Genomic DNA, 22,666 nt, shown 5'->3' with positions numbered 1-22,666 from the left:
TCGGGCGGGAGGCGCCCGGCGGGCGACGAAGGGGGAACCAGTGCACGACGACGGGGCGACTTCGCAGAAACGTGGCTTAGACTATAAGCCCGTGGTGGAAGAACGCGGACAGGCGCCGAAGAGCGCAGACAATACAGACGACACGACCAAGCACATCTTCGTGACTGGTGGTGTCGTTTCCTCGTTGGGCAAGGGGCTCACGGCAGCCAGTCTCGGCAACCTGCTGACGGCACGCGGCCTGCGCGTGGTCATGCAGAAGCTCGACCCGTACCTCAACGTGGATCCCGGAACGATGAACCCGTTCCAGCACGGCGAGGTGTTCGTCACCGACGACGGCGCCGAGACCGACCTCGACATCGGGCACTACGAGCGGTTCCTCGACATCGACCTCAGCCAGGCAGCCAACGTCACGACGGGCCAGATCTACTCGACGGTGATCGCCAAGGAACGCCGCGGCGAGTACCTCGGAGACACCGTGCAGGTGATTCCCCACATCACCGACGAGATCAAGCGCCGCATGCGACTGCAGGCCACTGAATCGCCCAAGCCCGACGTCATCATCACCGAGATCGGCGGCACGGTCGGCGACATCGAGTCGCAGCCCTTCATCGAGTCCGCCCGTCAGGTGCGCCACGAACTCGGCCGCAAGAACGTCTTCTTCGTGCATGTCTCGCTGGTGCCGTTCATGGGCGCCTCGGGCGAGCAGAAGACCAAGCCGACGCAGCACTCCGTCGCCACCCTGCGGTCGATCGGCATCCAGCCCGACGCGCTCGTGCTGCGCAGCGACCGCCCGGTCACCGAGGCGAACAAGCGCAAGATCGCGCTCATGTGCGACGTCGACGAGGGCGCCGTCGTGAACGCCGTCGACGTGCCGTCGATCTACGACATCCCGACGATGCTGAACGACCAGGGCCTCGATGCCTACATCATCGAGACGCTCGGCCTCGACGCGAAGGCCGGCGACGTCGACTGGTCAGGATGGAGCGGACTGCTCGACGTCGTGCACGACCCGAAGCACGAGGTCACCATCGGGCTCGTCGGCAAGTACATCGACCTGCCCGACGCCTACCTCTCGGTCACCGAGGCGCTGCGCGCCGGCGGATTCGCGAACGACGCCAAGGTGAAGATCGAGTGGATCCCGTCCGACGAGTGCCGCACGCCAGAGGGCGCGAGCAAGCACCTGTCCGGTCTCGACGGCATCTGCGTTCCCGGCGGCTTCGGCGTGCGCGGCATCGAGGGCAAGCTCGGCGCGCTGCGCTACGCCCGCGAGAACGGCATCCCGACGCTGGGACTCTGCCTCGGCCTGCAGTGCATGGTCATCGAGTACTCGCGCAACGTCGTCGGCCTCAAGGGCGCGTCGTCGAGCGAGTTCGACCCCGACACCGAGTTCCCGGTCATCGCGACCATGGAGGAGCAGGTCGAGATCATCGCGGGCGGCGACCTCGGCGGCACCATGCGCCTCGGCCTCTACCCGGCGGCCCTCTCCGAGGGCTCGATCGCCGCGGAGGTGTACGGCTCCACGCTCGTCTCCGAGCGTCACCGTCACCGCTACGAGGTGAACAACGCCTACCGCGACGTCATCTCCGAGGCCGGCCTCGTGTTCTCGGGCACCTCGCCCGATCGGCACCTCGTCGAGTTCGTGGAACTGCCGCGCGACGTGCACCCGTACTACATCGCCACACAGGCCCACCCCGAGCTGCGCAGCCGCCCGAACGACGCGCACCCGCTGTTCCGCGGCCTGGTCGCGGCATCCCTCGACCGCCAGAAGGCGAGCCTGCTCTTCGACGACGCGAATGCCTGATCGGCACTCCGGCGCCGACCCCGAGGTCGAGCCGCTCGCCGATGAACGGGTCGCCGTGCCCGTCTCGGCGAGCGAGCTCGTGTTCGAGGGGCGCGTGTGGGACATCCGGCGCGAGACGTTCGACCTCGGCGACGGGCCGATCGTGCGCGACTTCGTCGACCACCCGGGCGCCGTTGCGGTGCTCGCGCTCGACGACCACGACCGGGCGTTCCTGATCCGCCAGTACCGGCATCCCGTACGCATGCGCGACTGGGAGATCCCGGCCGGCCTGCTCGACATCCCCGGCGAGGATCCGCTCGAGGCGGCCAAGCGGGAGCTGGCCGAAGAGGGCGACCTCGAGGCATCCGAGTGGTCGGTGCTCGCCGACTTCCTCACGACGCCGGGCGGCAGCGACGAAGCACTCCGCATCTACCTCGCGCGCGACGTGCGCCAGACCGCCGAGGCGTACGTGCGCGAAGACGAGGAGGCGCACATCGAGACCCGGTGGGTGCCGCTGGACGACTGCGTCGACGCCGTGCTCGAGCGACGGGTGCAGAACCCGTCGCTCGTGATCGCGGTGCTCGCCGCAGCGGCGTCACGTTCCCGCGGGTGGCAGAGCCTCGGCGAGGCGGATGCCGCGTGGCCGACGCGGTCGCCGGCGCGCGGCACGGAGGCGCCCGGCTCATCGGAGGGTACTGCCCGCGAATGAGCGCAGAGCGGTGACCGCACAGGCGGAGGTCGACGCCTACCTCAGGCATCTCACCGTCGAGCGCGGTCTCGCCCGCAACACCATCACGTCGTACCGCCGCGACCTGTCGATCTACGCCGACTGGCTCGAGCGGCGCGGCTTCGACGGACCGGGCGCGGTGGGCGAGCAGGATCTCGCCGACTTCATCCGGTACCTCGGCGCCGAACGCGAGCCGATGCTCGCGGCATCCTCCATCGCGCGGGTGCTGTCGGCGGTGCGCGGGCTGCACCGCTTCCTCGCCGACGAGGGCACGTTGCCCGCGGACGTCTCGCGGGAGCTGCGGCCGCCGAAGCTGCCGATGCGCCTGCCGAAGGCGATCTCTGTCGCCGACGTCGAGTCGCTCATCGCGGCGACCGCCGGCGAGGAGGCCGACCGGCTGCGGGACGCCGCGCTGCTCGAGGTGCTCTACGGCACCGGGGCTCGCGTCTCGGAGGCGATCGGGCTGAACGTCGACGACCTCGTCGACGAGGACGTCGTGCGCCTCTTCGGCAAGGGCGGCAAGCAGCGCATCGTGCCGCTCGGTTCATACGCCAGGCGGGCGGTCGACGCGTACCTCGTGCGTGCGCGTCCGCTGCTGTCGGCCAGGGGCCAGTCCACCCCGGCGCTGTTCCTCGGCATGCGCGGACGGCGGATGTCGCGGCAGGCCGCGTGGGAGGCGATCCACGGCGCTGCCGAGCGGGCGGGGCTCGCGGCATCCGTCTCCCCGCACACGCTGCGGCACTCGTTCGCGACCCACCTGCTCGAGGGCGGCGCCGACGTGCGGGTCGTGCAGGAACTGCTCGGGCACTCGTCGGTCGCGACGACCCAGATCTACACGCTCGTCACGGCTGACACACTCCGGGAGATGTACACGTCGGCCCACCCACGCGCTCGCTAGAATCGACCAAGCAACTCGCACGACGAGGGGCCGGCAGGCCGGAGGAGAGACCACACGTGACCCAGCAGACGCACGATCCGGCTGACGGCATCGGAACGCTTCCGCCGGAGATGGGTCCGACCGGGCGTCCCCACCGCGAGTTCCCCGCGCCGAAGCCGCTGCGCTCGCACGGGCCCGCCCGCATCATCGCCCTCTGCAACCAGAAGGGCGGCGTCGGCAAGACGACCACCACGATCAACCTCGGTGCGACGCTCGCCGAGTACGGACGCCGCGTGCTCGCCATCGACTTCGACCCGCAGGGCGCGCTCTCGGCGGGGCTCGGGGTGCAGACCCACGACGTGCCGACGATCTACGACCTGCTGCTCTCGCGGGCCATCGATCCGGCCGATGCGATCCAGCACACGAGCGTCGAGGGCCTCGACGTGATCCCCGGCAACATCGACCTCTCGGCCGCCGAGATCAACCTCGTCAACGAGGTCGCGCGCGAGCAGATCCTCGCCGGCGTGCTGCGCAAGGTCTCCGCCGACTACGACGTGATCCTGATCGACTGCCAGCCCTCGCTCGGCCTGCTCACCGTCAACGCGCTCACCGCGGCGCACGGCGTCGTGATCCCGCTCGAGTGCGAGTTCTTCGCGCTGCGCGGCGTCGCGCTGCTCATCGAGACGATCGACAAGGTGCGCGACCGCCTGAACCCGGCGATCACGCTCGACGGCATCCTCGCGACGATGTACGACTCGCGCACGCTGCACTCGCGCGAGGTGCTCGAGCGCGTGGTCGACGCGTTCGGCGACGACGTGCTCGAGACCGTCATCACGCGCACGGTGAAGTTCCCCGACGCGACGGTCGCGGCGACGCCGATCACCGAGTTCGCGCCAGAGCACCAGGCGTCGAAGTCGTACCGGCAGCTCGCGAGGGAGCTGGTCTTCCGTGGCGCGGTCGCCTGAGGCCGTTCCGGTCTCGGGGGAGCACACGACCGGCGGCGAGGCCGGCACCGGTGCCGAGTCCTCGGCCGCAGCCGCGGTCGGGGAATTCGCACCCGACGAGCACGTCGAGACGGGCTTCCGCGTCGCGCTGACGAACTTCGAGGGCCCGTTCGACCTGCTGCTCTCGCTGATCGCCAAACACGAGCTCGACATCACCGAGGTCTCGCTCTCGGCGGTGACCGATGAGTTCATCTCGTACCTGCGCGGCCTCGACTCCGCCGAGGAACTCGACCGCGCGTCGGAGTTCCTCGTGGTCGCGGCGACGCTGCTCGACCTCAAGGTCGTCGGCCTGCTCCCGCAGGGCGAACTCGTCGACGCCGAGGACGTCGCCCTGCTCGAGGCCCGCGACCTGCTCTTCGCCCGGCTGCTGCAGTACCGCGCCTTCAAGGAGGCCGCGCGGTGGTTCCAGTCGAACCTCGACGCCGAAGGGCTGCGCCACGCGCGCACCGTGCGACTCGAGGACAGGTTCCGCCAGCGCGCACCCGAACTGCGGTGGACGCTCAGCGCCGAGGACTTCGCGGCGCTCGCGGCCCTCGCGATGGCCCCGCGCGAGATCCCCGTGGTCGGGCTCACGCACCTGCACGCGCCGCTCGTGTCGATCCGCGAGCAGGCGGCGCACGTCGTCGCGGTGCTCCGCCGTGGCGAGCCCGTGAGCTTCCGCCAGCTCATCGCGGGGGTCACCCGCCCCGGCGTGGTCGTGGCGCGCTTCCTCGCGGTGCTCGAGCTGTACCGGCACGCCGCGATCGGCTTCGACCAGGTCGAGCCGCTCGGCGAACTCACCCTGCACTGGGCCGCGGCGACGTGGTCCGACGACAACCTCGAGGCTCTGGGGGCCGACTATGACGAATGAGATCGATGAGGCGGATGTCGCGATGACCGCGGTCGACGAGGGCGATGGTCTCGATACGGGCGCTGAGCGCCCTCCTCGACCGGCGGCGGCAGACGAGGGCCCCGAGCTCTCGATCGTCACGCCGCTCGACGTGCCGGGGCAGCCGCGCCTCGACCTCGATCGTGCGCTCGAGGCGATCCTGTTCATCGCCGACGAACCGCAGAGCGTCGTGCACCTCGCGGCCGCCGTGCAGCGTCCGGTGGCCGAGGTGCGCGCCGCGATCGCGCGCCTGCGTGCCGACTACGACGGCACGGGCGTTTCGGGGGAGCCGCGCACCGATGTCGCCGACGCGAACGATGCGGCACGCGGCATCCGTCGTGGATTCGAGCTGCGCGAGGTGGGCGGCGGCTTGCGGTTCTACGTGCGCACCGAGTACGACGCGCTCGTGTCGGATTTCGTGATCGCGCAGACGTCGACGAGACTTTCGCAGGCGGCGTTGGAGACGCTCTCGGTGATCGCCTACAAGCAGCCGATCTCGCGTTCGCAGATCGCGTCGATCCGTGCGGTGAACGTCGACTCGGTCGTGCGCACGCTGCTCGGCCGGGGGCTCATCACCGAGGTCGACACGGATGCCGAGACGGGCGCGCTGCTCTACGGCACGACCGAGCTGCTGCTCACCAACCTCGGCATCAACTCCATCGACGAGCTGCCCCACATCTCACCGTTGCTCGACGACGGTCAGGAAGGATTCGAACGTGACTGACAAGAACGGCGACCAGGGCGCCGGCTGGTTCACCGAACCGGAGGGCGTGCGCCTGCAGAAGGTGCTCGCCGCCGCGGGCGTCGCGAGCCGCCGCGTGGTCGAGCAGTACATCGTCGAGGGCCGCATCGAGGTCAACGGCGTCGTCGTGACCGAGCTCGGCCGGCGCGTCGATCCCGCGACCGACCTCGTCGCGGTCGACGGCGTCGCGATCCAGCTCGACCCCGACAAGCGCTACTACATGCTCAACAAGCCGCGCGGCGTCGTCTCGTCGATGCGCGACGAGAAGGACCGCCCCGACCTGCGGCAGTTCACCGACGAGCTCGAGGAGCGCGTCTACAACGTGGGCCGCCTCGACGGCGAGACGAGCGGCCTGCTGCTGCTCACGAACGACGGCGACCTCGCGCACGTGCTCGCGCACCCGTCGTTCGGCGTCGAGAAGACGTACATCGCGAAGGTCAAGGGGCGGGTCACGCCGCAGACCCTGCAGAGGCTCAAGAACGGCATCGAGCTCGAGGATGGCCCGATCAAGGTCGACCGGGCGAAGGTCAGGCAGCACCAGGCCGACGACGGGCACTCGATCGTCGAGCTCACGCTGCACTCGGGCCGCAACCGCATCGTGCGGCGCATGATGGCCGAGGTCGGCCATCCCGTGGTCGACCTCGTGCGCCGCAGCTTCGGGCCGCTGCACCTCGGCACGCTCCGCGTCGGCGTCATGCGCGAGCTCACGAGCACCGAGCGCGGCCTGCTGCTGACGATCTCGCGCGAGGCGGATGCCGCGCGCGGGCGTGGCGACGCGGCATCCGGGTCCGATGATGCGACTGCCGATGCCGGCGGGGCGCAGGTCGACGACGCGGCCGACGAGGGGGAGTCGTGAGCGAAGCCCGCCTGACCGGGCCGGTGCGGATCGTCGGCGTCGGACTGCTCGGCGCGAGCATCGGGCTCGGGCTGCGCGCGAAGGGCGTCGAGGTGATCCTCGCCGATGCCTCGCCGACGCATCTGGCGATCGCCGCCGACTACGGCGCCGGGCGCCCGGCCGCCGCCGGCGACGTGCCGCAGCTCGTCGTCGTGTGCGTGCCGCCCGACGTCACGGCCGACGTCGTCGCCGCCGAACTGGCGGCGAACCCGACCGCGATCGTGACGGATGTCGCGAGCGTCAAGCTCGCCATCCACGACGAGCTCGTGGCGCGCGGCGCCGACCTCTCGCGCTACCTCGGCACGCACCCCATGGCCGGCCGCGAACTCGGCGGACCCATGTCGGGCCGTGCCGACCTCTTCGTCGGCCGCCCATGGGTCGTCGCGGCGCACGAGGGCATCTCGTACCGCGACGCCTCGGTGATCGACGACCTGATCCTCGACCTCGGCGCGACGCTCGTCGAGCTCACGCCCGAACAGCACGACCGGGCCGTCGCGCTGGTCTCGCACGTGCCGCAGGTGGTCTCCTCGCTCATGGCGCGACGCCTCATCGACGCGCCCCACGCGTCGGTGAACCTCGCCGGACAGGGCATCCGCGACGTCACGCGCGTCGCCGCGAGCGACCCCGAGCTGTGGGTGCAGATCCTCGGACAGAACTCGGCTCCCGTCATCGAGATCCTCCGCGGCTACCGCGAGGACCTCGACCGGTTCATCGACGCCCTCGGCGACCTCGAGGCGCCCGGTGCGCGCCGGCGCATCGCCGAGGAGCTCTTCGGCGGAAACACCGGCGTCGAACGGCTGCCGGGCAAGCACGGCGTCGATCGTCGCTACGCGAGCCTCATCGTCATGGTCGACGACCGCCCGGGGCAGCTCGCCCGACTCTTCAACGACGTCGGCGACGCCGGCGTCAACCTCGAGGATCTGCGCCTCGAGCACTCGCCGGGCGCCCAGGTGGGTCTCGCCGAGATCTTCGTGCTCCCCGAGGTGCAGGAGCGCCTCACCGACGAGCTGGCCGCACGCGGCTGGCGGATTGCAGGCTGAACGTGTCGTCCCCGCTCATTCCCGTCGTCGTCGCGATCGACGGCCCCGCCGGCAGCGGCAAGTCCAGCGTGTCGAAGGAGGTCGCCAAGCGCCTCGGCTACGGCTTCCTCGACACGGGTGCCGCCTATCGGGCGCTCGCCTGGCACGTGCAGGCATCGGGGATCGACACGGATGACGCGGCATCCGTCGTCTCCTCGCTCGCGAGCTTCGACTATCGGATCGGCACCGACCCGGCGGGCTACGCCGTGCACGTCGGCGACGTCGACGTGACGGCCGCCATCCGCGACCCCGCGATCTCCGCCGTCGTCAGCCGCGTCGCCCGCGTGCCCGAGGTGCGCACGCACCTCATCGAGCTGTTCCGCAGCCTCATGGCCGACGAACCTCGCCCCGGCGTCGTCGTCGAGGGTCGGGACATCACGACCGTCGTCGCACCCGATGCGCCGGTGCGGATCCTGCTGACCGCGTCGGCCGAGGTGCGCGCGTCGCGCCGTTCGGCCGAGCTCGTCGGGTCCACCTCGAGCACCGTCGGCGACGAGCTGCGGCGCCGCGACGAGGCCGATTCGAAGGTCGTCGACTTCATGTCGGCGGCCGAAGGCGTCACCACGGTGGACTCGACGGAGCTCGATTTCGAGCAGACCGTCGACGCCGTGATCGACGTCATCAGGTTCACACAGCCTGTCACTGATTGAATAGAGCGGGGCGCATCTCGATCAGACGCGCCCGAAGACTTGAGGAGACACCCATGACCGACCAGCGCGACGAGTACGACGACGAGTCCGTCGTCGACGACCGGCTCGCCGACCGCCTCGCCGACGTCGACGACGAGCTGGCCGAGCAGCGCGCGGCAGCGCTGCGCTCGGGGCTGTCCGACTACAACCTCGACGACGATGACCTCGATGTGCTCGAGCACTCCGAAGAGGGCGAAGACGGCATCCGCTACCTGCCGGCCCTGCCGGTGGTCGCGATCGTCGGCCGCCCCAACGTGGGCAAGTCGGCGCTCGTGAACCGCATCCTCGGACGCCGTGAGGCCGTCGTCGAGGACACCCCCGGCGTGACGCGCGACCGCGTCTCGTACAAGGGCGAGTGGCTCGACCGCCGCTTCACCCTCGTCGACACCGGTGGCTGGGAGCCCGACGCGAAGGGCATCGACGCGTCCGTCGCCGCCCAGGCCGAGGTCGCGATCGACCTCTGCGACGTCGTGCTCTTCGTGGTCGACGCCACGGTCGGCGCGACCGCGACCGACGAGCACGTCGTGCGGCTGCTCCGCAAGACGAACAAGCCCGTCTTCCTCGTCGCCAACAAGGTCGACGACGCCCGCCAGGAGTCCGAGGCCGCCGCGCTCTGGAACCTCGGCCTCGGCGAGCCGCACCCCGTCTCCGCACTGCACGGGCGCGGCGTCGCCGACATGCTCGAGGCCGTGTTCAAGGTGCTCCCGCAGGTGTCCGCCGTCGCGAAGGACGAGTTCGGCGGACCCCGTCGCGTCGCGATCCTCGGCCGCCCGAACGTCGGCAAGAGCTCGCTCCTGAACAAGGCCGCCGGTGAGGAGCGCGTCGTCGTCAACGAGCTCGCGGGCACCACCCGCGACCCCGTCGACGAGCAGATCGAGCTCGGCGGCAAGATCTGGCGCTTCGTCGACACCGCCGGCATCCGTCGTCGCGTGCACCTGCAGCAGGGCGCCGACTTCTACGCCTCGCTGCGCACCCAGGCGGCGCTCGAGAAGGCCGAGGTCGCCGTCGTGCTCCTCGACGTCTCGCAGCCGATCTCCGAGCAGGACGTGCGCATCATCGACCTCGTGCTCGAATCGGGCCGCGCGCTCGTGCTCGCCTACAACAAGTGGGACCTGCTCGACGACGACCGTCGCCGCTACCTCGAGCGCGAGATCGAGAAGGACCTGCACCACGTGGCGTGGGCGCCCCGCGTGAACATCTCGGCGCGCACCGGCCGTCACCTCGAGAAGCTCGTGCCCGCCCTCGAGACCGCCCTCGAGTCGTGGGACACCCGCATCGCGACGGGCAAGTTCAACGCGTTCCTCACCGAGCTCACGCAGCAGACGCCGCACCCCGTGCGCGGCGGAAAGCAGCCCCGCATCCTGTTCGGCACGCAGGCCGCGAGCCGACCGCCGACATTCGTGCTCTTCACGACCGGGTTCCTCGACCCGGGCTACCGCCGGTTCATCCAGCGGCGCCTGCGCGAGATCTACGGCTTCGAGGGATCGCCGATCGTCATCAACATGCGGGTGCGCGAGAAGCGCCAGCGTTAGCGCTCGCGTGCCGATCGATCGTGGCGCGCCGCCGTTCGCTCGCCGACCACCGCTTCCGGACCATGTCCGGAGTGCATCACGCGGTGTTCAGGGCGAGCGGATGGCGCGTCGCGAAGCGCATCGGCGGCATGCCGGTGCTCGAGCTCACCACGGTCGGCCGTACGAGCGGAGTGAAGCGCACTGCCGGCGCGGCCGTCAGCCCTCGTCGAAGCGGATCTGCATGACCGCGCGCGCGGGGGTCGGCCTGGCGACCTCGCGGAATCCGGCCCGCTCGAACATGCTCACGGTGCCCGGGAACAGGTCGGCTGCCGGGACCTTCGCCCGCGCAGCGGGATCGACGCCGTAGGCCTCGACGACCCGCGCCCCGTGCTCGCGTGCGTAGGCGACAGCGGCCTCGGCGAGAACTCCGCCGACGCCGCGCCTGCGGTGCGCGCGCGGCACGACGAAGCACGTGACCGCCCAGATGCTCGCGTCGTCGAAGTCCTGGTCGGGGGAGCCGGTGGCCACGATGCGCTTGCGGGGGAGCCCCGGCAGAGCCGGCCGGGGTTCGACGGCGCACCAGCCGACGGGCGTGTCGCCGTCGTAGGCGATGAGCCCCGGCCCGTGCTCGCCCTCGGCGATCTGCTGCTCGAGAAGCTGCTCGAGCTCGGCGTCGCTCATGCTCCACGCGCTGCGCGGGACCTTGAACCACTGGCACCAGCAGGTCGCCGGATCGCCCTTCGTGCCGAATACGGCCTCGACATCGGCGAAGGGGACCTGCTGCGCGGGCACGACGCGGAGCGCGGGGGGCTGGGTGTCGGCGGTGACTCTGGATGGCATGTCGTCACGATAGTGCGCGGGTGCGACATCCGGCACAATCATGAACATAGGTAATGATGTAGTACCATCATGGTATGACCGAGACCGAGCGCATGGTGGGCACCGAGCCGTCATCGCAGCCTCCCCAGCCGACCGTGCTCGATCGCCTGCTCGAGATCGGCGAGCTGTTCCAACAGGACATGGCAGCGGCGTTCGCGGGCACCTCGCTCACGCCCGCGCGCGTGCGCGTGCTCTGGGTGATCCAGCACGGCGGACCGATGACCCAGCAGGCGCTCGCGAGCAGCCTCGAGGTCAGCCCTCGCAACGTCACCGCGCTCGTCGACGCGCTCGAAGCGGGCGGGCACGTGCGGCGGGCGCCGCATCCGACCGACCGTCGCGCGACCATCGTCTCGCTCACCGACGCGGCCGAGCTTCGCATGCGGGAGATGCAGCGCGAACATGCCGAGCTCACCGCCGAGCTGCTCGACGCCGTCGCGCCCGCCGACCGGCCCGCCCTCGAGCGCGGCGTCGACGCCATCGCCGAACGGTTGCGGGCGCTCATCGTGGCTGATCGGGAGCGCCGGGCATGAGCGTCACGAGCGAGCGCCGCGCCGCGGCATCCGCCTGGCAGCGTGTCGCGAGCCTGGCGAAGCGAGCCCTGCTCGTCGAGCTGCGCATCTACGCGAACATCGTGCGCTTCGTCGCGCGCCGGCCCGCCGTGGCTCCGGGCGCCGTCGGGTTCGGCTATCACCAACCGGTGATGACCGTGCTCGTCGTCTTCATCGTGCTCTCAGCCGTCGAGATCCCGGTCATCGACCTGATCGTGCATCGGTGGCCAGCGGTGCGCATCGCGATGCTGGTGCTCGGCATCTGGGGCGTCACGTGGATGTTCGGGCTGCTCTGCGGCTACCTCATGCGGCCCATGACCGTCGGGCCCGCCGGCATCCGCGTGCGCCAGGGGCTCGAACTCGACGTCGCGCTCGCGTGGGACGACATCGCCTCGGTCGCACGGGTCAAGGTCGTCGACGAGCCGAAGTCGCCGCGCATCGAGACGACGGATGCCGCGCGCACCCTCGTGCTGCGCATGCAGGACGAGACGAACCTCCGGATCGAGCTCGAGCGGCCGACCGTCGTGCGGCTACCCGGACATGCGCCGAAGGGCGGCGATCAGGAGATCACCGCCCTTCGGCTGTGGGTCGACGACCCGAAGGGGTTCCTCGACGAGGTGCGTCGGCACCTCTGAGTGCCCCGGGTCGTGCGACCAGGTGCGTTGCGCTCGTCAGGCCTTGGGCGCCTCGGGCGTGCTCGGCGCCTCGGGCTGCGCGGCGGGGGCGACGGGCTCGGCGGGGGCGACCGGCTCGGCAGCCGGGGCCGCAGCGGCCGGTGCGGGCGCATCGACGGGAACCTCGACGTCGGACTCGTCGACCACGAGGTCGAGCTCTTCGAAGTCCTCGTCGTCGAGGTCGCCGAACACGGCCTCGAACTCGGCGGCGGCGGCCTGGGCCTGGATCACGGCGGCCCGGTTGCGTGCGTGGGTCGCGAGGGCGATCAGCAGGCCGACGACGCCGGCGGCCAGCAGCAGCCCGCCGATCGTCGACATGGAGATGTTGTTGAGGTACGTCGCGTAGTCGGAGCCCTGCGTCGTGTAGAACTCGACCTGCGCCGCGTTGCCGGTGATCAGGAGCAGTGCGCCGGCGACGGTCACCGCGACCGCGACGACCCACAGCAGGATGATGGGCAGGTTCAGCGTGGACGGCTTGGGGGCGGTGGCGTTGTTCGACACGAGATTCCTTCGGAGAGGGGGCAGGGACGGTTCCCGACAAACGGGCACGACGCCGTCGAAGGCGACTTCGACGAGCCTAGGGGAAACAGCTATGAATCGGATATGCGCGCCGATCTGGTCCTGTCGCGCCGGCGGAGGCCGCGTGGTGTGCCCGTGGTGCCCTCGTGGTGGGCCTGTGGTGCCCTCGTGTGTTCGAGCACCCCTTCGGATGCCGCTATGATGGTCAAGTTGCCTCCGACGAGTTCGGGAGCGGCGGGCTGTGGCGCAGCTTGGTAGCGCACTTGACTGGGGGTCAAGGGGTCGCAGGTTCAAATCCTGTCAGCCCGACCAGCATGAAAAGTCCCGGTGAGAAGCTATTTCTCGCCGGGGCTTTTCTCTTTTCCGACGGCGTTGTCGTGGTCGGTTCGACGAAGAACCGGATATGACCGGACTCGACGCGCGCGCGGGCGGCTGGCCCCGTGGATCCGCGTGATTCCGGGGAGTGGGCGCTCTACGAGCTCGCTGAGCAGGGCGCTCAGGCCATCGCGAGTCGGCGTGATTTGATCTGCATTGCGGCGGGTCGCAGGTTCAATAACTCGAGGCCGCCGTCGGCGGTGACCCGTTGACCGGTCGTGCCGAGGATCCGGCCGGTGCGATCACGACCGTGACCGACCTCCTCGGCCGGATCGTCTCGTACACCGACGTCTGGGGTACGGTCACGACCACCGGGTACAACCTCCTCGGCCAGGCCTCCACATCCATCGTGACCCCGCCCGGCGGTGCCGCCACGGTGACCGAGCTGACCTACAACCCAGACGGCCAAGTCGAGACCGTCAGCATCGACGACACGCAGTTGGCGGATCCGGCGTACGACTCCTTCGGGCAGTTGACGGGTGTGACGTACGCGAACGGCTCGAGCCTGGCGGATCTGCAACGAAACCCAGCCGGGGCGCTGACCGGAATGTCGTGGCTGTTCCCGAATAGCCAGGCGGGCGTGTCGGATACGGTGTTCCGTTCCCAGTCCGGCCGGATCGTGGCGAACACCCTCACTGACGGCTCGTCGGCACCGTTGAACTCGCGGTACGGGTTCGATGGTGCGGGACGTCTGGTGTCCGCGATCATCCCGGGCCACACACTGACGTACGGCTTCGATTCGACCGGCGGGTGCGGGGTGAACACCGGTGCCGGGTTGAACGGCAACCGGACCTCGTTCACGGACCTGCCCGATGGGGGCAGCCCGGTGTCGACGGCCTACTGCTACGACCAGACCGACCGGTTGACGTCAACCACGGTGACCGGCATCCCTGCCGGCCCTGGTCTGTCACCGGTCGCGGCCGGCATCACGGCGACACAGCTGGCGTACGACGCGCACGGGAACACGACCACCCTCGCGGACCAGACCCTCGGCTACGACGTGTCCGACCAGCACGTGAAGACCACGGTCGCGGGCGGTCCCACGATCGAGTATCTGCGGGATGTCACGGGCCGGATCGTGCAGCGCACCGAGACCCCGGCCGGGCAGAACCCGGAGACCCTCGTGACCCGGTACGGGTTCACCGGTGATGGCGATGGCTCTGCCCTGCTCATGGATGGGGCGAATGGCGTCGTGCAGTCCTTCGTCGGCCTGCCTGGCGGGGTCACGGTGTCCAGGACGGGGGCGTCGCAGTCGTGGTCGTATCCGAACATCCACGGGGATGTCACGGTCACGGCGGATGCTGCCGGCATCCGCAGCGTCGGGGTCTTCCGGTACGACCCGTTCGGCCAACCCGTCGACCCGGCCACCGGGCAGATCGGCACCCCGGTTGCCGATGACTCAGGCCCGAACACCCTCGAGGGGGATGCGGACTGGGGGTGGCTCGGCACGCACCGCAAACTCACCGAACACGCCGGATCGATCCACACGATCGAGATGGGCGCCCGCCAGTACGTGCCCGCGCTGGGCCGGTTCCTCGAAGTCGATCCCGTTGAAGGCGGCGTGACGAACAACTACGACTACCCAGCAGACCCGATCAACAAACTCGACCTTTCAGGGCAAATGCAGGATTGTGGTGCGTGCTCGCGCGGAAATCATCGCCAGAAGGTGGGAAAGGGCTTCTGCGGACCCTACGTGAATCCGGGCGTATGTGGTGCGTTGAACGAGAACGTCGGGTACAAGAATGCCCTCGCGAAACAGACGAAGGCACGAGCACAATCGGCGGCAAATGGCATCGGCAACATCAGCGGTTGGGCGGGTCTCGGGAGCATTGTGCTCGGTAGGGTCCCGATCCTCGGACCTGCAGTTGCGTTTGCGAGTGCGGCTGGAGGAATCACCTCCGCTGCGTTGTCGTGCATGGCAGACTGGAATACGCGGTCGTGCCTTATCGGCGGTGCGGTGGCGGTTACTACGCTCGGATTTGGAAACAGCCTGGCGTACTCCGGCAAGCATGTCGCCACATCAGCAGTCTCCGTTTCCGGCGTTGCGTTTGGATGGATTGGGTTCACCGACGATCTAGCTACGGCAGCTGGGACATGGGCCCCAGAGGTCGACAATTGGTGGGGAGAGCCGGTGTTCGAATGAAGGTTGAAATCAGATCGAGCGCAGCCCGCGCGCGAGCTCGTATGCTGGGCATCTACGTGGTCGGCGGTAGCTTCTTTGCTCTGGCCGCGACTAGGACAGTCCTCGATGCAGTCACAACCGGAGACGTCAGACCACTGTTCACGTTTCTCGCAATCAGCGCCGTGGTGTTGATCGGAGGTTCGGGTACGGCGAGCCTTATCGGTTATGTTGCAAGCCGAGATGCACGTCGAGCGGCGCGGCAAATCAGAGCCGAGGATCCAAAAGCTCGCGTCGAGTACGCTCGTCTTGCGCCAGAGAATGGCATTGTTGCTCTCGTGGTATCAGATCGAGCGATCACCGCATGGGTGGATTACGGTGCGGGCCCTACTTCTCAGCAACTGACTCGAGTGTCGCGCGTTGCACTGGCCGCGCAGAAGATATGGGGCTATCACTACTACGCATTGGAAGCTTCGGGCGCGGAGGGAGAGTACACCTTTACGCTCGGTACGAGATCGACGTGGGGTACAGCCGAAGCCTCTCGTCGTCGGCACCTTCGGCTGGGAGCATCAATACTCGGGACTTGAGTGGTCTGTCCGAGGAACGGTGTACTGGGTCGGCGGTCAGCAGCTGATCCGGCCTCCACCTCGGTGGCAGGCGAGATTCGTATCGATGAGTGCACTCAACCTGCGGAACTGTTGGTACGGCGGCATCGCCTGAACGGCCTGTGAACTCCCGAGTCAGGCAGGACATGGTCGGACGAGCGGCCTGGCACGACGAATGACCCCCTCCCCACCCGAAGGTGAAGAGGGGGCATCCGTCGTTGTTCAGCGGCCGACGACACGGACCTTCCACGTCGAGGAGCCAAGGTCGACTGCCGACCCGGTGTTGTTTGGCTTTGTCAACTTCATTCAGGACCACCATGACAGGCCGGGACTGAATCGGCCTGACTTTCGTTCCTATCGGGAGCCTTGTCTGGCAGGTGCCGGGTGGGCTGATTCCAGGTCAGCGTAGTACGCCTGCTCGACCTCGATCGGGGTGCGCATGTCGAGCTCGCCGTGGAGTCGCTGGTTGTTCCACCACCACACGTACTCGAGGGTCGCGAGCTCGACCTGCTCGACGGTTCTCCACGGGCCGCGCTGACGGATCAGTTCGGTCTTGTAGAGGTTGTTGATCGCCTCGGCCAGGGCGTTGTCGTAACTGTCGCCGACCGTTCCGGTCGACGGGACGGCGCCGAGTTCGACGATCCGGTCGGTGTAGACCATCGCCATGTAGTTCGACCCGTGGTCCGAGTGATGCGTCAGCCCGGTCAGGTCGCCGCCGGCGTCCCATGCGGCCATGTCCAACGCCTGCAGCGGCAGGACCTCGGTTTTCAGGGTCGCGGCGACGTTCCATCCGACGATCCGGCGCGAGTACACGTCGGTGACGAACGCGACGAACGCGACGTACGCGAACCCGGACCACGTCGCGACGTACGTGATGTCGCAGACCCACAATCGTCGTGGCGCGTCGGCCGTGAAGCGACGATTCACGAGATCCCTGGGAAGCACTGCGGTCTTGTCGTTGCGAGTCGTGAACACGCGCTTGGACTTCTTCACGCCGCGTACGCCCGCCAGGCGCATGAGTCGTTCGGTCTGGTCACGGCCGATGCTCCAGCCCTGGCGGCGCATCAGTGCGTGCATCTTCCGACGGCCGTACACGCCGTAGTTCTCCGCGTGCAGTCGGGCGACTTCCGGCACCAGCAGGTCGTCGCGCAGTTGCCGGGACGAGGGTGGACGACCGGCCGCGGCCCGGTACCCGCGCGATGTGATGAAGCCCTGGACTGCCGGCCGAAGGACACGGCAGATGAGCTCGACCCCGAAACGATCCCGGTGCACGTCGATGAACCGGATCATCTCGGTCAGGGGCGGTCGAGCTCCTTCGCGAAAAACACGCTCGCAGCTTTGAGGATCTCGTTCGCCTTCCGCAGTTCGGCGACTTCTTTCTGCAGTCGCTTGATCTCGGCGGCCGCGTCCGTCGTCAATCCGGGCTTCACGCCCGCGTCGACTTCGTATCGGCGCTGCCAGAGCCGCAGCGTTTCCGCACTCATTCCCAACAGCCCCGCGACGTGACGCACCGCGCTCATCATGTTCGCGTGCTCCGGGCGTGCCTCCGCGAGCATCCTGAGCGCCCGCTCACGCATCTTCGGCGAGTACTTCCTGTTCATCGTGTTCCATCCTTGCTTGAAGAACGGAACGAAAGTCAGGCCGATTCACTCTGCGCTTGGCCAAACGGCATTCTTGGCATGTGGTTTCATTGTCGGGCCCATTGGTGCTGCGTGCGCGGCACTGGAAACGGGACTCTACCTGGCGCAGGGTAGATACGTCGAGGCTGGCGCAGCTGCGATCGGCATGCTCGGAGCAGGTGCGGCTGGACAAGTCCTGAAGGTCGCCGTAAAGGCGGTAGCGCGCGAAGCCGCAATTTCGATTGCCTCGTCCGCTGGACGCCGGATAGAGACGCTTGCGCGGCGGGAATTGACAACGCAGTATCTCCGCCGGACGAACATCGTAAGAACCGCGGCAGAGAACATGATTGGGTTCGGCATCACTTCAGCGGTGTCGAGCATCTTCACTCGCAAGAGCGCAGCAATATCACGCGCATACGTTCAAGGACGCGGAGGGCGGAGCATCGCATGGTAGCGAGAGGGACGGCCGGGAAGCGCCGTGTTCGCGGCGCAGGGGAAGTGGCGCGGGCCGTCGGCCTCATGTTGGCGTCCTGTTTCGGCATAGCAATCGCGTTCGGCGTTGCGGCGACAGGGGGCGTCTCGGCTGGCGCAATTGCTGCCGCACTCCCGGTGCTTTTGCTCGCCGTTCGTTCATTGATGCTCGGAGTCTGGATCGAGGGCACAGGGATTCGAATCGTGTCCTGGCTGCGGATGTATCGCATCGAGCATGGTGACATTGCCGAAATCCTCATTGGCGAATACTCCGGCTACTTCAACCGATGGGCGGACGGTGATCTCATGAGCCGCCACGTCAGCGTGCTCGGGTTAGCAATCGGTCGCGAAGATCGCTTGTTCCCGGCCACTGCGATGCGAAAATCGACAGCACGCCGGAGCCTTCCGGCAATCGAGGATGCTCTTCGGGCGAACGCTGAAGGTATGGGTTCTCGCTGGGAGGGCGACAACGGATTCGACTGAATCGCACTCGCCCACCGCTTTCGCATCGAAATCACCCGTGAACGTCCGGCATCGTCCGCGTACACTCGGAATTGTCGAACCGCCCGGTTCCCCAATCAACACGAGGGAATCCGCGAGTTTCCGAGACATCCGGAGGCAACCCCGAAAGGAGTTGGAATCTCCAAGGGGTCGCAGGTTCAAATCCTGTCAGCCCGACCATGTGAAAAAGTCCCGGTGAGAAGCTATTTCTCGCCGGGACTTCTTCTGTTTCTGATGGCCTCGTCCAAATCGCCTCGACGAACAATCGTCGACGACCGGAATCGACGCCACCGAGCGGGCTGGCGTCGGCGGATCCGCGTGATTCCGGGGGAGTGGGCGGTCTACGAGCTCGCTAAGTTGGGCGTTCAGGTCGTCGCCCGTGGGCGGGATTTGACCTGCAAGTCGGCGGGTCGCAGGTTCAAATCCGTCCCGAACGCCGGAGGGTCGCCGAAACTCAAGGGGTCGGGATGCAGCGGCCGCGGAAGAGTGGCCCTTCTTGTGGGGCACGGTCACAATCTCCGAGTACAACCTCCTCCGTCAAGCGACCACGTCCACGGCGACACCTCCCGGCGGTACCGGCATCAAGACCAAGCTGAAGTACAACACCGACGGGCAGGTCGAGACCGTCACCGTGGACGAGGTACTGATGGCCGATCCGACGTACGACGCGTTCGGGCAGCTCGCCGGCGTGACTTATGTCGCGAACGATTCGGCCCTGGCCGGTCTGCAACGAAACCCGGCGGGCGCGTTGACGGGCATGTCCTGGCAGTTCCCTAACGGGCAGGCAACCGTGTCTGATTCGGTATTCCGTTCCCAGTCCGGCCGGATCGTGGCGAACACCCTCACCGACGGCTCGTCGGCACCGTTGAACTCGCGGTATGGGTTCGATGGTGCGGGGCGTCTGGTGTCCGCGATCATCCCGGGCCACACCCTGTCGTACGGCTTCGCTTCGACCGGCGGGTGCGGGGTGAACACCGGTGCCGGGTTGAACGGCAACCGGACCTCTTCCACTGATCTGCCCGATGGGGGCAGTCCGGTGTCGACGGCCTACTGCTACGACCAGCCCGACCGGTTGACGTCAACCGCGGTGACCGGCATCCCTGCCGGTCCTGGTGTGTCACCGGTCGCGGCGGGCATCACGGCGGTACAGCTGGCGTACGACGCGCATGGGAACACGACCACCCTCGCGGACCAGGCCCTCGGGTACGACGTGTCCGACCAGCATGTGAAGACCACGGTCGCTGGCGGTCCCACGATCGAGTATCTGCGGGATGTCACGGGCCGGATCGTGCAGCGCACCGAGACCCCGGCCGGGCAGAACCCGGAGACCCTCGTGACCCGGTACGGGTTCACCGGCGGAGGTGACAGCCCTGCCCTGCTCCTGGATGGGGCGAATGGCGTCGTGCAGTCCTTCGTCGGCCTGCCTGGCGGGGTCACGGTGTCCAGGACGGGGGCGTCGCAGTCGTGGTCGTATCCGAACATGCATGGGGATGTCACGGTGACGGCGGATGCTGCCGGCACCCGGAGTGTCGGGGTGTTCCGCTACGACCCGTTCGGGCAACCGGTCGACCCGGTGACGGGTCGGATCGGGACGCTCGCGGCGGATGATGCGGGCCCGAACACTCTCGAGGGGGATGCGGACTGGGGATGGCTCGGCACGCATCGCAAACTCACCGAGCATGCCGGGTCGATCATGACGATCGAGATGGGCGCCCGCCAGTACGTGCCCGCGTTGGGCAGGTTCCTCGAAGTCGATCCCGTCGAAGGCGGCGTGACGAACAACTACGACTACCCAGCCGACCCCATCAACAAGACCGACCTCAGCGGAGAGCGCCAAGACTGCGGGTCGAAGAGCTGCAACGCGAACTACTACAAGGCCCAATCGTCTCAACAGATTGGTCGTCAGCTTGCTGTTCCTATCAGCCGATCCGTGTCGGCACGGGGTGCAGGTTGCGGATGCGACAGTGGCGGCAATCGTGGTGGCAGTGGTCTCGGTCGAGTCGATTGGCAATTGACAAGCACGATCCTGTCGACAGCGAGCCTCGTGCTTTTTGCGGCGGCAATCTTCGCGGGACCGGCGGCTCCCGCTTTATTGGCGGCGGCAGCGGTTACTGGAGTCGCCGCGACGGCGGTTGACTGCATTTCAGGCGATGCTGTCGGCTGCGGGATCGGTGTTGCAACGCTTGGGATCGGGGGTGCTGGGAAGATGATCGGCCTTGGCATGCGGGTGGCCGGCACCACTCGTATTGCACGAAGGTCCGCTGATGCAGCAACCAACGGACTGGCGACGATGTCAGGAACATTGGGTAACGTAGTCGGTTACGGTCAGCAGTTTGAAGATTGGACGCGCTGATGGATAGTCCGAGTTCCGGCGGAACAGTACCCGGACTTTCGGTATGGGCCTGCCTTGGCATAATTCTGATCGACGTTGTTCTGTTGATAATGCTGCCAATCGTGCTCATTATTGCCATGACCGTGAGTGGACAGGTCCTTCAGAACCCCTTGGTCGTGGCAGTCTGCATCGTCTTTCTGATGGCGTTCGTCGCGATGTGGCCGATCGCCCTACTAACAACGAGAGCCTCCAGGAGAGAGACTGCGGCGGGCTACACGACGTCGCGCATTGGGATTCACTCTGTTCCTGAGATTGACCCGGGCACCGGCGTCGTAATCCGCGGTCCTGGTGTTGCGTCGGTCGGAAGGGACACGCGCCAGGCGATACTCCGCGCAGCTCGTGCGGACACGTAGCGCGTCCGCACGATCGAGGCCGGGGCGCATGGCCAACTACCCGGATGTGTGGGGCACGGTCACGACGACAGGGTACAACCTCCTCGGTCAGGCGACGACGTCCACGGTGACGCCGCCCGGTGGTGTCGGGATCGTGACGGTGTTGACGTACAACGTCGACGGGCAGGTCGAGACGGTGACCGTCGACAACGTGCTGATGGCTGACCGGGTAAGACGCGTTCGGGCAGCTGACCAGGGGGTCTGCGGAAGGTATTGATGACTCGCTGTCCAAGACGATATTGATGACCCTGGATTCGACTGAATCGCGCTTGCTCACCTCTTTCCCATCGAAATCAGCCGTGAACCTCCGGCATCGTCCGCGTACACTCGGAACTGTCGAACCGCCCGGTTCCCCTGTCATCACGAGGGAATCCGCGAGTTCCCGAGGCATCCGGAGGCATCCCGAGACGGGCTAGATCTTCCAAGGGGTCGCAGGTTCAAATCCTGTCAGCCCGACCAGCATGAAAGCCCCGGTGAGAAGTGATTCTCGCCGGGGCTTTCTGTCCTGCAGGAGCCGCGTGCGGTGTTCAGCCGGCGAGCGTGACGAGTCACGGAGTGGCTGCGAGGCGCCGACGACGACGAGCAGCGAGCACGGCGGATACCCGTTCTGATGCTCGTCTCGCTGGCCACCGCCGCGCAGAAGCGCGCCGATCTCCGAGGCGCGTTCACGACGGCGGAGCCGTCGTTGCGATCAGCCCTCGAGCGGTGGGTTCGAGTCGGAGGTGGTCACGCCCCGAGGCCGATCGACCCCTGAATCCACGTCGGGGACGATCGCCCAGAGGTCGCGGGTGAGCGCGGATTGGATGAACGCCTCGAGCGGTGCTGCGATTCGTGCGCGCTCCGGCCTCAACAGCCACTGGAGTTGCAGGCCGTCCTGCAGGGCGACGAGGTCGGTGGCGAATCGATCCGGGTCGATCTCCGGCCGGAGGGCGCCCAACTCCCTGGCGCTCCGCAAAGCGTGGGTCGTTCCCTCGAGGATCCGGGTGTAGTGCTCCACGAAGTACCTGTGGGCGGGATGGTCGTGGGCTGTCGCTTCCGCACTGAGCGCGACGTAGAGACGCACGAGGCCGGGGCGCTCCTCGTTGCGCTGCGCGAGGCGCACCATCCCTCGAAGGACGCCGATTCCGCCCTCACGGCGCGAGCCGCTGGCGAGGAAGACCTGGCGGTCCGATGCCTCGCGCTGATCGAGCACCGCCATCAGCAACTCTTCCTTCGACTCGAAGTGATGGAGCAGACCGGCGCGCGAGATGCCGACATCCGCCGCGATCTCGACGATCGACGCTCCATCGAAACCGGCTCGTGCGAACACCTCGGTCGCCGCCTCGACGATCGCGTCCCGCCGCCGCAGCCCCTTCGCGTAGTTGCCTGTCGACAAACGTCCTCCAATACCGACATCGATG

The 22,666-nt window shown here is 67.8% G+C and carries 20 protein-coding genes, 1 tRNA gene and 1 other annotated feature; of the genes, 17 read left to right on the top strand and 4 right to left on the bottom strand.

What is annotated here, in order from left to right; all coding sequences use genetic code 11:
* The first annotated feature begins 94 nt into the window (after positions 1 to 94).
* From pyrG to der, 10 genes are all read left to right on the top strand, one after another.
* Entirely contained in the window at positions 95 to 1,801 is a 1,707-nt protein-coding gene (gene pyrG / locus ABIC29_RS16030; protein WP_116085455.1) for a CTP synthase, read from the top strand.
* Positions 1,794 to 2,489, top strand: coding sequence for an NUDIX domain-containing protein (locus ABIC29_RS16025; RefSeq protein ID WP_354247008.1), 696 nt, complete (start codon positions 1,794 to 1,796; stop codon positions 2,487 to 2,489). Before pyrG ends, ABIC29_RS16025 begins: the two co-directional genes overlap by 8 nt.
* A 10-nt stretch (positions 2,490 to 2,499) precedes the next feature.
* On the top strand, positions 2,500 to 3,405 hold the full coding sequence (gene xerD / locus ABIC29_RS16020; protein WP_354247005.1) for a site-specific tyrosine recombinase XerD: 906 nt from the start codon (positions 2,500 to 2,502) through the stop codon (positions 3,403 to 3,405).
* A gap of 110 nt (positions 3,406 to 3,515) precedes the next feature.
* Entirely contained in the window at positions 3,516 to 4,349 is an 834-nt protein-coding gene (locus ABIC29_RS16015) for a ParA family protein (protein WP_354247036.1), read from the top strand.
* A gap of 127 nt (positions 4,350 to 4,476) precedes the next feature.
* Positions 4,477 to 5,238 (top strand): segregation and condensation protein A, encoded by a 762-nt coding sequence (locus ABIC29_RS16010; RefSeq protein WP_354247033.1) that lies wholly within the window; start codon positions 4,477 to 4,479, stop codon positions 5,236 to 5,238.
* Positions 5,228 to 5,980 (top strand): SMC-Scp complex subunit ScpB, encoded by a 753-nt coding sequence (scpB, locus tag ABIC29_RS16005; protein WP_354247003.1) that lies wholly within the window; start codon positions 5,228 to 5,230, stop codon positions 5,978 to 5,980. The genes ABIC29_RS16010 and scpB overlap by 11 nt, the downstream gene beginning before the upstream one ends.
* On the top strand, positions 5,973 to 6,854 hold the full coding sequence (locus tag ABIC29_RS16000; protein ID WP_116085443.1) for a pseudouridine synthase: 882 nt from the start codon (positions 5,973 to 5,975) through the stop codon (positions 6,852 to 6,854). The genes scpB and ABIC29_RS16000 overlap by 8 nt, the downstream gene beginning before the upstream one ends.
* A complete protein-coding gene (locus tag ABIC29_RS15995) occupies positions 6,851 to 7,933 on the top strand; it encodes a prephenate dehydrogenase (protein ID WP_116085440.1) in 1,083 nt (360 codons plus the stop codon). The genes ABIC29_RS16000 and ABIC29_RS15995 overlap by 4 nt, the downstream gene beginning before the upstream one ends.
* A gap of 2 nt (positions 7,934 to 7,935) precedes the next feature.
* Positions 7,936 to 8,622 (top strand): (d)CMP kinase, encoded by a 687-nt coding sequence (gene cmk / locus ABIC29_RS15990; protein WP_354246999.1) that lies wholly within the window; start codon positions 7,936 to 7,938, stop codon positions 8,620 to 8,622.
* A 53-nt stretch (positions 8,623 to 8,675) separates the two neighbouring features.
* Entirely contained in the window at positions 8,676 to 10,193 is a 1,518-nt protein-coding gene (gene der / locus ABIC29_RS15985) for a ribosome biogenesis GTPase Der (RefSeq protein ID WP_116085438.1), read from the top strand.
* A 195-nt stretch (positions 10,194 to 10,388) separates the two neighbouring features.
* Here der and ABIC29_RS15980 read toward each other — a convergent pair whose 3' ends face one another.
* Positions 10,389 to 11,012, bottom strand: a complete 624-nt coding sequence (locus ABIC29_RS15980; RefSeq protein WP_158551868.1) for a GNAT family N-acetyltransferase — start codon at positions 11,010 to 11,012, stop codon at positions 10,389 to 10,391.
* 74 nt (positions 11,013 to 11,086) lie between these two features.
* Between ABIC29_RS15980 and ABIC29_RS15975 the strand changes: the two genes are divergently transcribed.
* Complete coding sequence (locus tag ABIC29_RS15975; RefSeq protein ID WP_354246994.1) at positions 11,087 to 11,581, top strand: MarR family winged helix-turn-helix transcriptional regulator; 495 nt, start codon at positions 11,087 to 11,089, stop codon at positions 11,579 to 11,581.
* Positions 11,578 to 12,234, top strand: a complete 657-nt coding sequence (locus ABIC29_RS15970) for a hypothetical protein (RefSeq protein WP_116085434.1) — start codon at positions 11,578 to 11,580, stop codon at positions 12,232 to 12,234. The genes ABIC29_RS15975 and ABIC29_RS15970 overlap by 4 nt, the downstream gene beginning before the upstream one ends.
* Positions 12,235 to 12,270: 36 nt before the next feature.
* On the opposite strand, the gene ABIC29_RS15965 is transcribed toward ABIC29_RS15970, so the two are convergent.
* Positions 12,271 to 12,774 carry a hypothetical protein gene (locus ABIC29_RS15965; protein WP_116085431.1) on the bottom strand — a complete coding sequence of 168 codons (504 nt, stop codon included), beginning with the start codon at positions 12,772 to 12,774 and terminating at the stop codon, positions 12,271 to 12,273.
* A 253-nt stretch (positions 12,775 to 13,027) separates the two neighbouring features.
* Here ABIC29_RS15965 and ABIC29_RS15960 point away from each other — a divergent pair.
* Positions 13,028 to 13,104: transfer RNA gene (locus ABIC29_RS15960), tRNA-Pro, on the top strand.
* A gap of 313 nt (positions 13,105 to 13,417) precedes the next feature.
* Positions 13,418 to 15,310, top strand: coding sequence for an RHS repeat-associated core domain-containing protein (locus tag ABIC29_RS15955; protein WP_354246991.1), 1,893 nt, complete (start codon positions 13,418 to 13,420; stop codon positions 15,308 to 15,310).
* 935 nt (positions 15,311 to 16,245) lie between these two features.
* On the opposite strand, the gene ABIC29_RS15950 is transcribed toward ABIC29_RS15955, so the two are convergent.
* A protein-coding gene (locus tag ABIC29_RS15950; RefSeq protein ID WP_354246989.1) for an IS3 family transposase occupies positions 16,246 to 17,492 on the bottom strand; the annotation gives its coding sequence in 2 pieces (ribosomal slippage) (positions 16,246 to 17,207 and positions 17,207 to 17,492; 1,248 coding nt in all).
* Positions 17,104 to 17,220: a sequence feature (AL1L pseudoknot), on the bottom strand. Its footprint overlaps the gene before it by 117 nt.
* Before the next feature lie 516 nt (positions 17,493 to 18,008).
* On the opposite strand from ABIC29_RS15950, the gene ABIC29_RS15945 reads away from it, so the two are divergent.
* The 3 genes from ABIC29_RS15945 (at position 18,009) to ABIC29_RS15935 (ending at position 21,483) form a co-directional block, all read left to right on the top strand.
* Positions 18,009 to 18,464, top strand: a complete 456-nt coding sequence (locus ABIC29_RS15945) for a hypothetical protein (RefSeq protein WP_354246986.1) — start codon at positions 18,009 to 18,011, stop codon at positions 18,462 to 18,464.
* A gap of 514 nt (positions 18,465 to 18,978) precedes the next feature.
* Positions 18,979 to 20,835 (top strand): RHS repeat-associated core domain-containing protein, encoded by a 1,857-nt coding sequence (locus ABIC29_RS15940; protein WP_354246983.1) that lies wholly within the window; start codon positions 18,979 to 18,981, stop codon positions 20,833 to 20,835.
* A 420-nt stretch (positions 20,836 to 21,255) separates the two neighbouring features.
* Complete coding sequence (locus ABIC29_RS15935; RefSeq protein ID WP_116085415.1) at positions 21,256 to 21,483, top strand: hypothetical protein; 228 nt, start codon at positions 21,256 to 21,258, stop codon at positions 21,481 to 21,483.
* Positions 21,484 to 21,957: 474 nt separating this feature from the next.
* Here ABIC29_RS15935 and ABIC29_RS15930 read toward each other — a convergent pair whose 3' ends face one another.
* Positions 21,958 to 22,641, bottom strand: coding sequence for a TetR/AcrR family transcriptional regulator (locus ABIC29_RS15930; RefSeq protein ID WP_116085412.1), 684 nt, complete (start codon positions 22,639 to 22,641; stop codon positions 21,958 to 21,960).
* Between the last annotated feature and the right edge of the window lie 25 nt (positions 22,642 to 22,666).

Source organism: Agromyces sp. PvR057 (assembly GCF_040547485.1).
Lineage (GTDB): Bacteria > Actinomycetota > Actinomycetes > Actinomycetales > Microbacteriaceae > Agromyces.
Note: the sequence above shows the minus strand (reverse complement) of the source record. Positions and strands in the feature narration are given on the sequence as shown.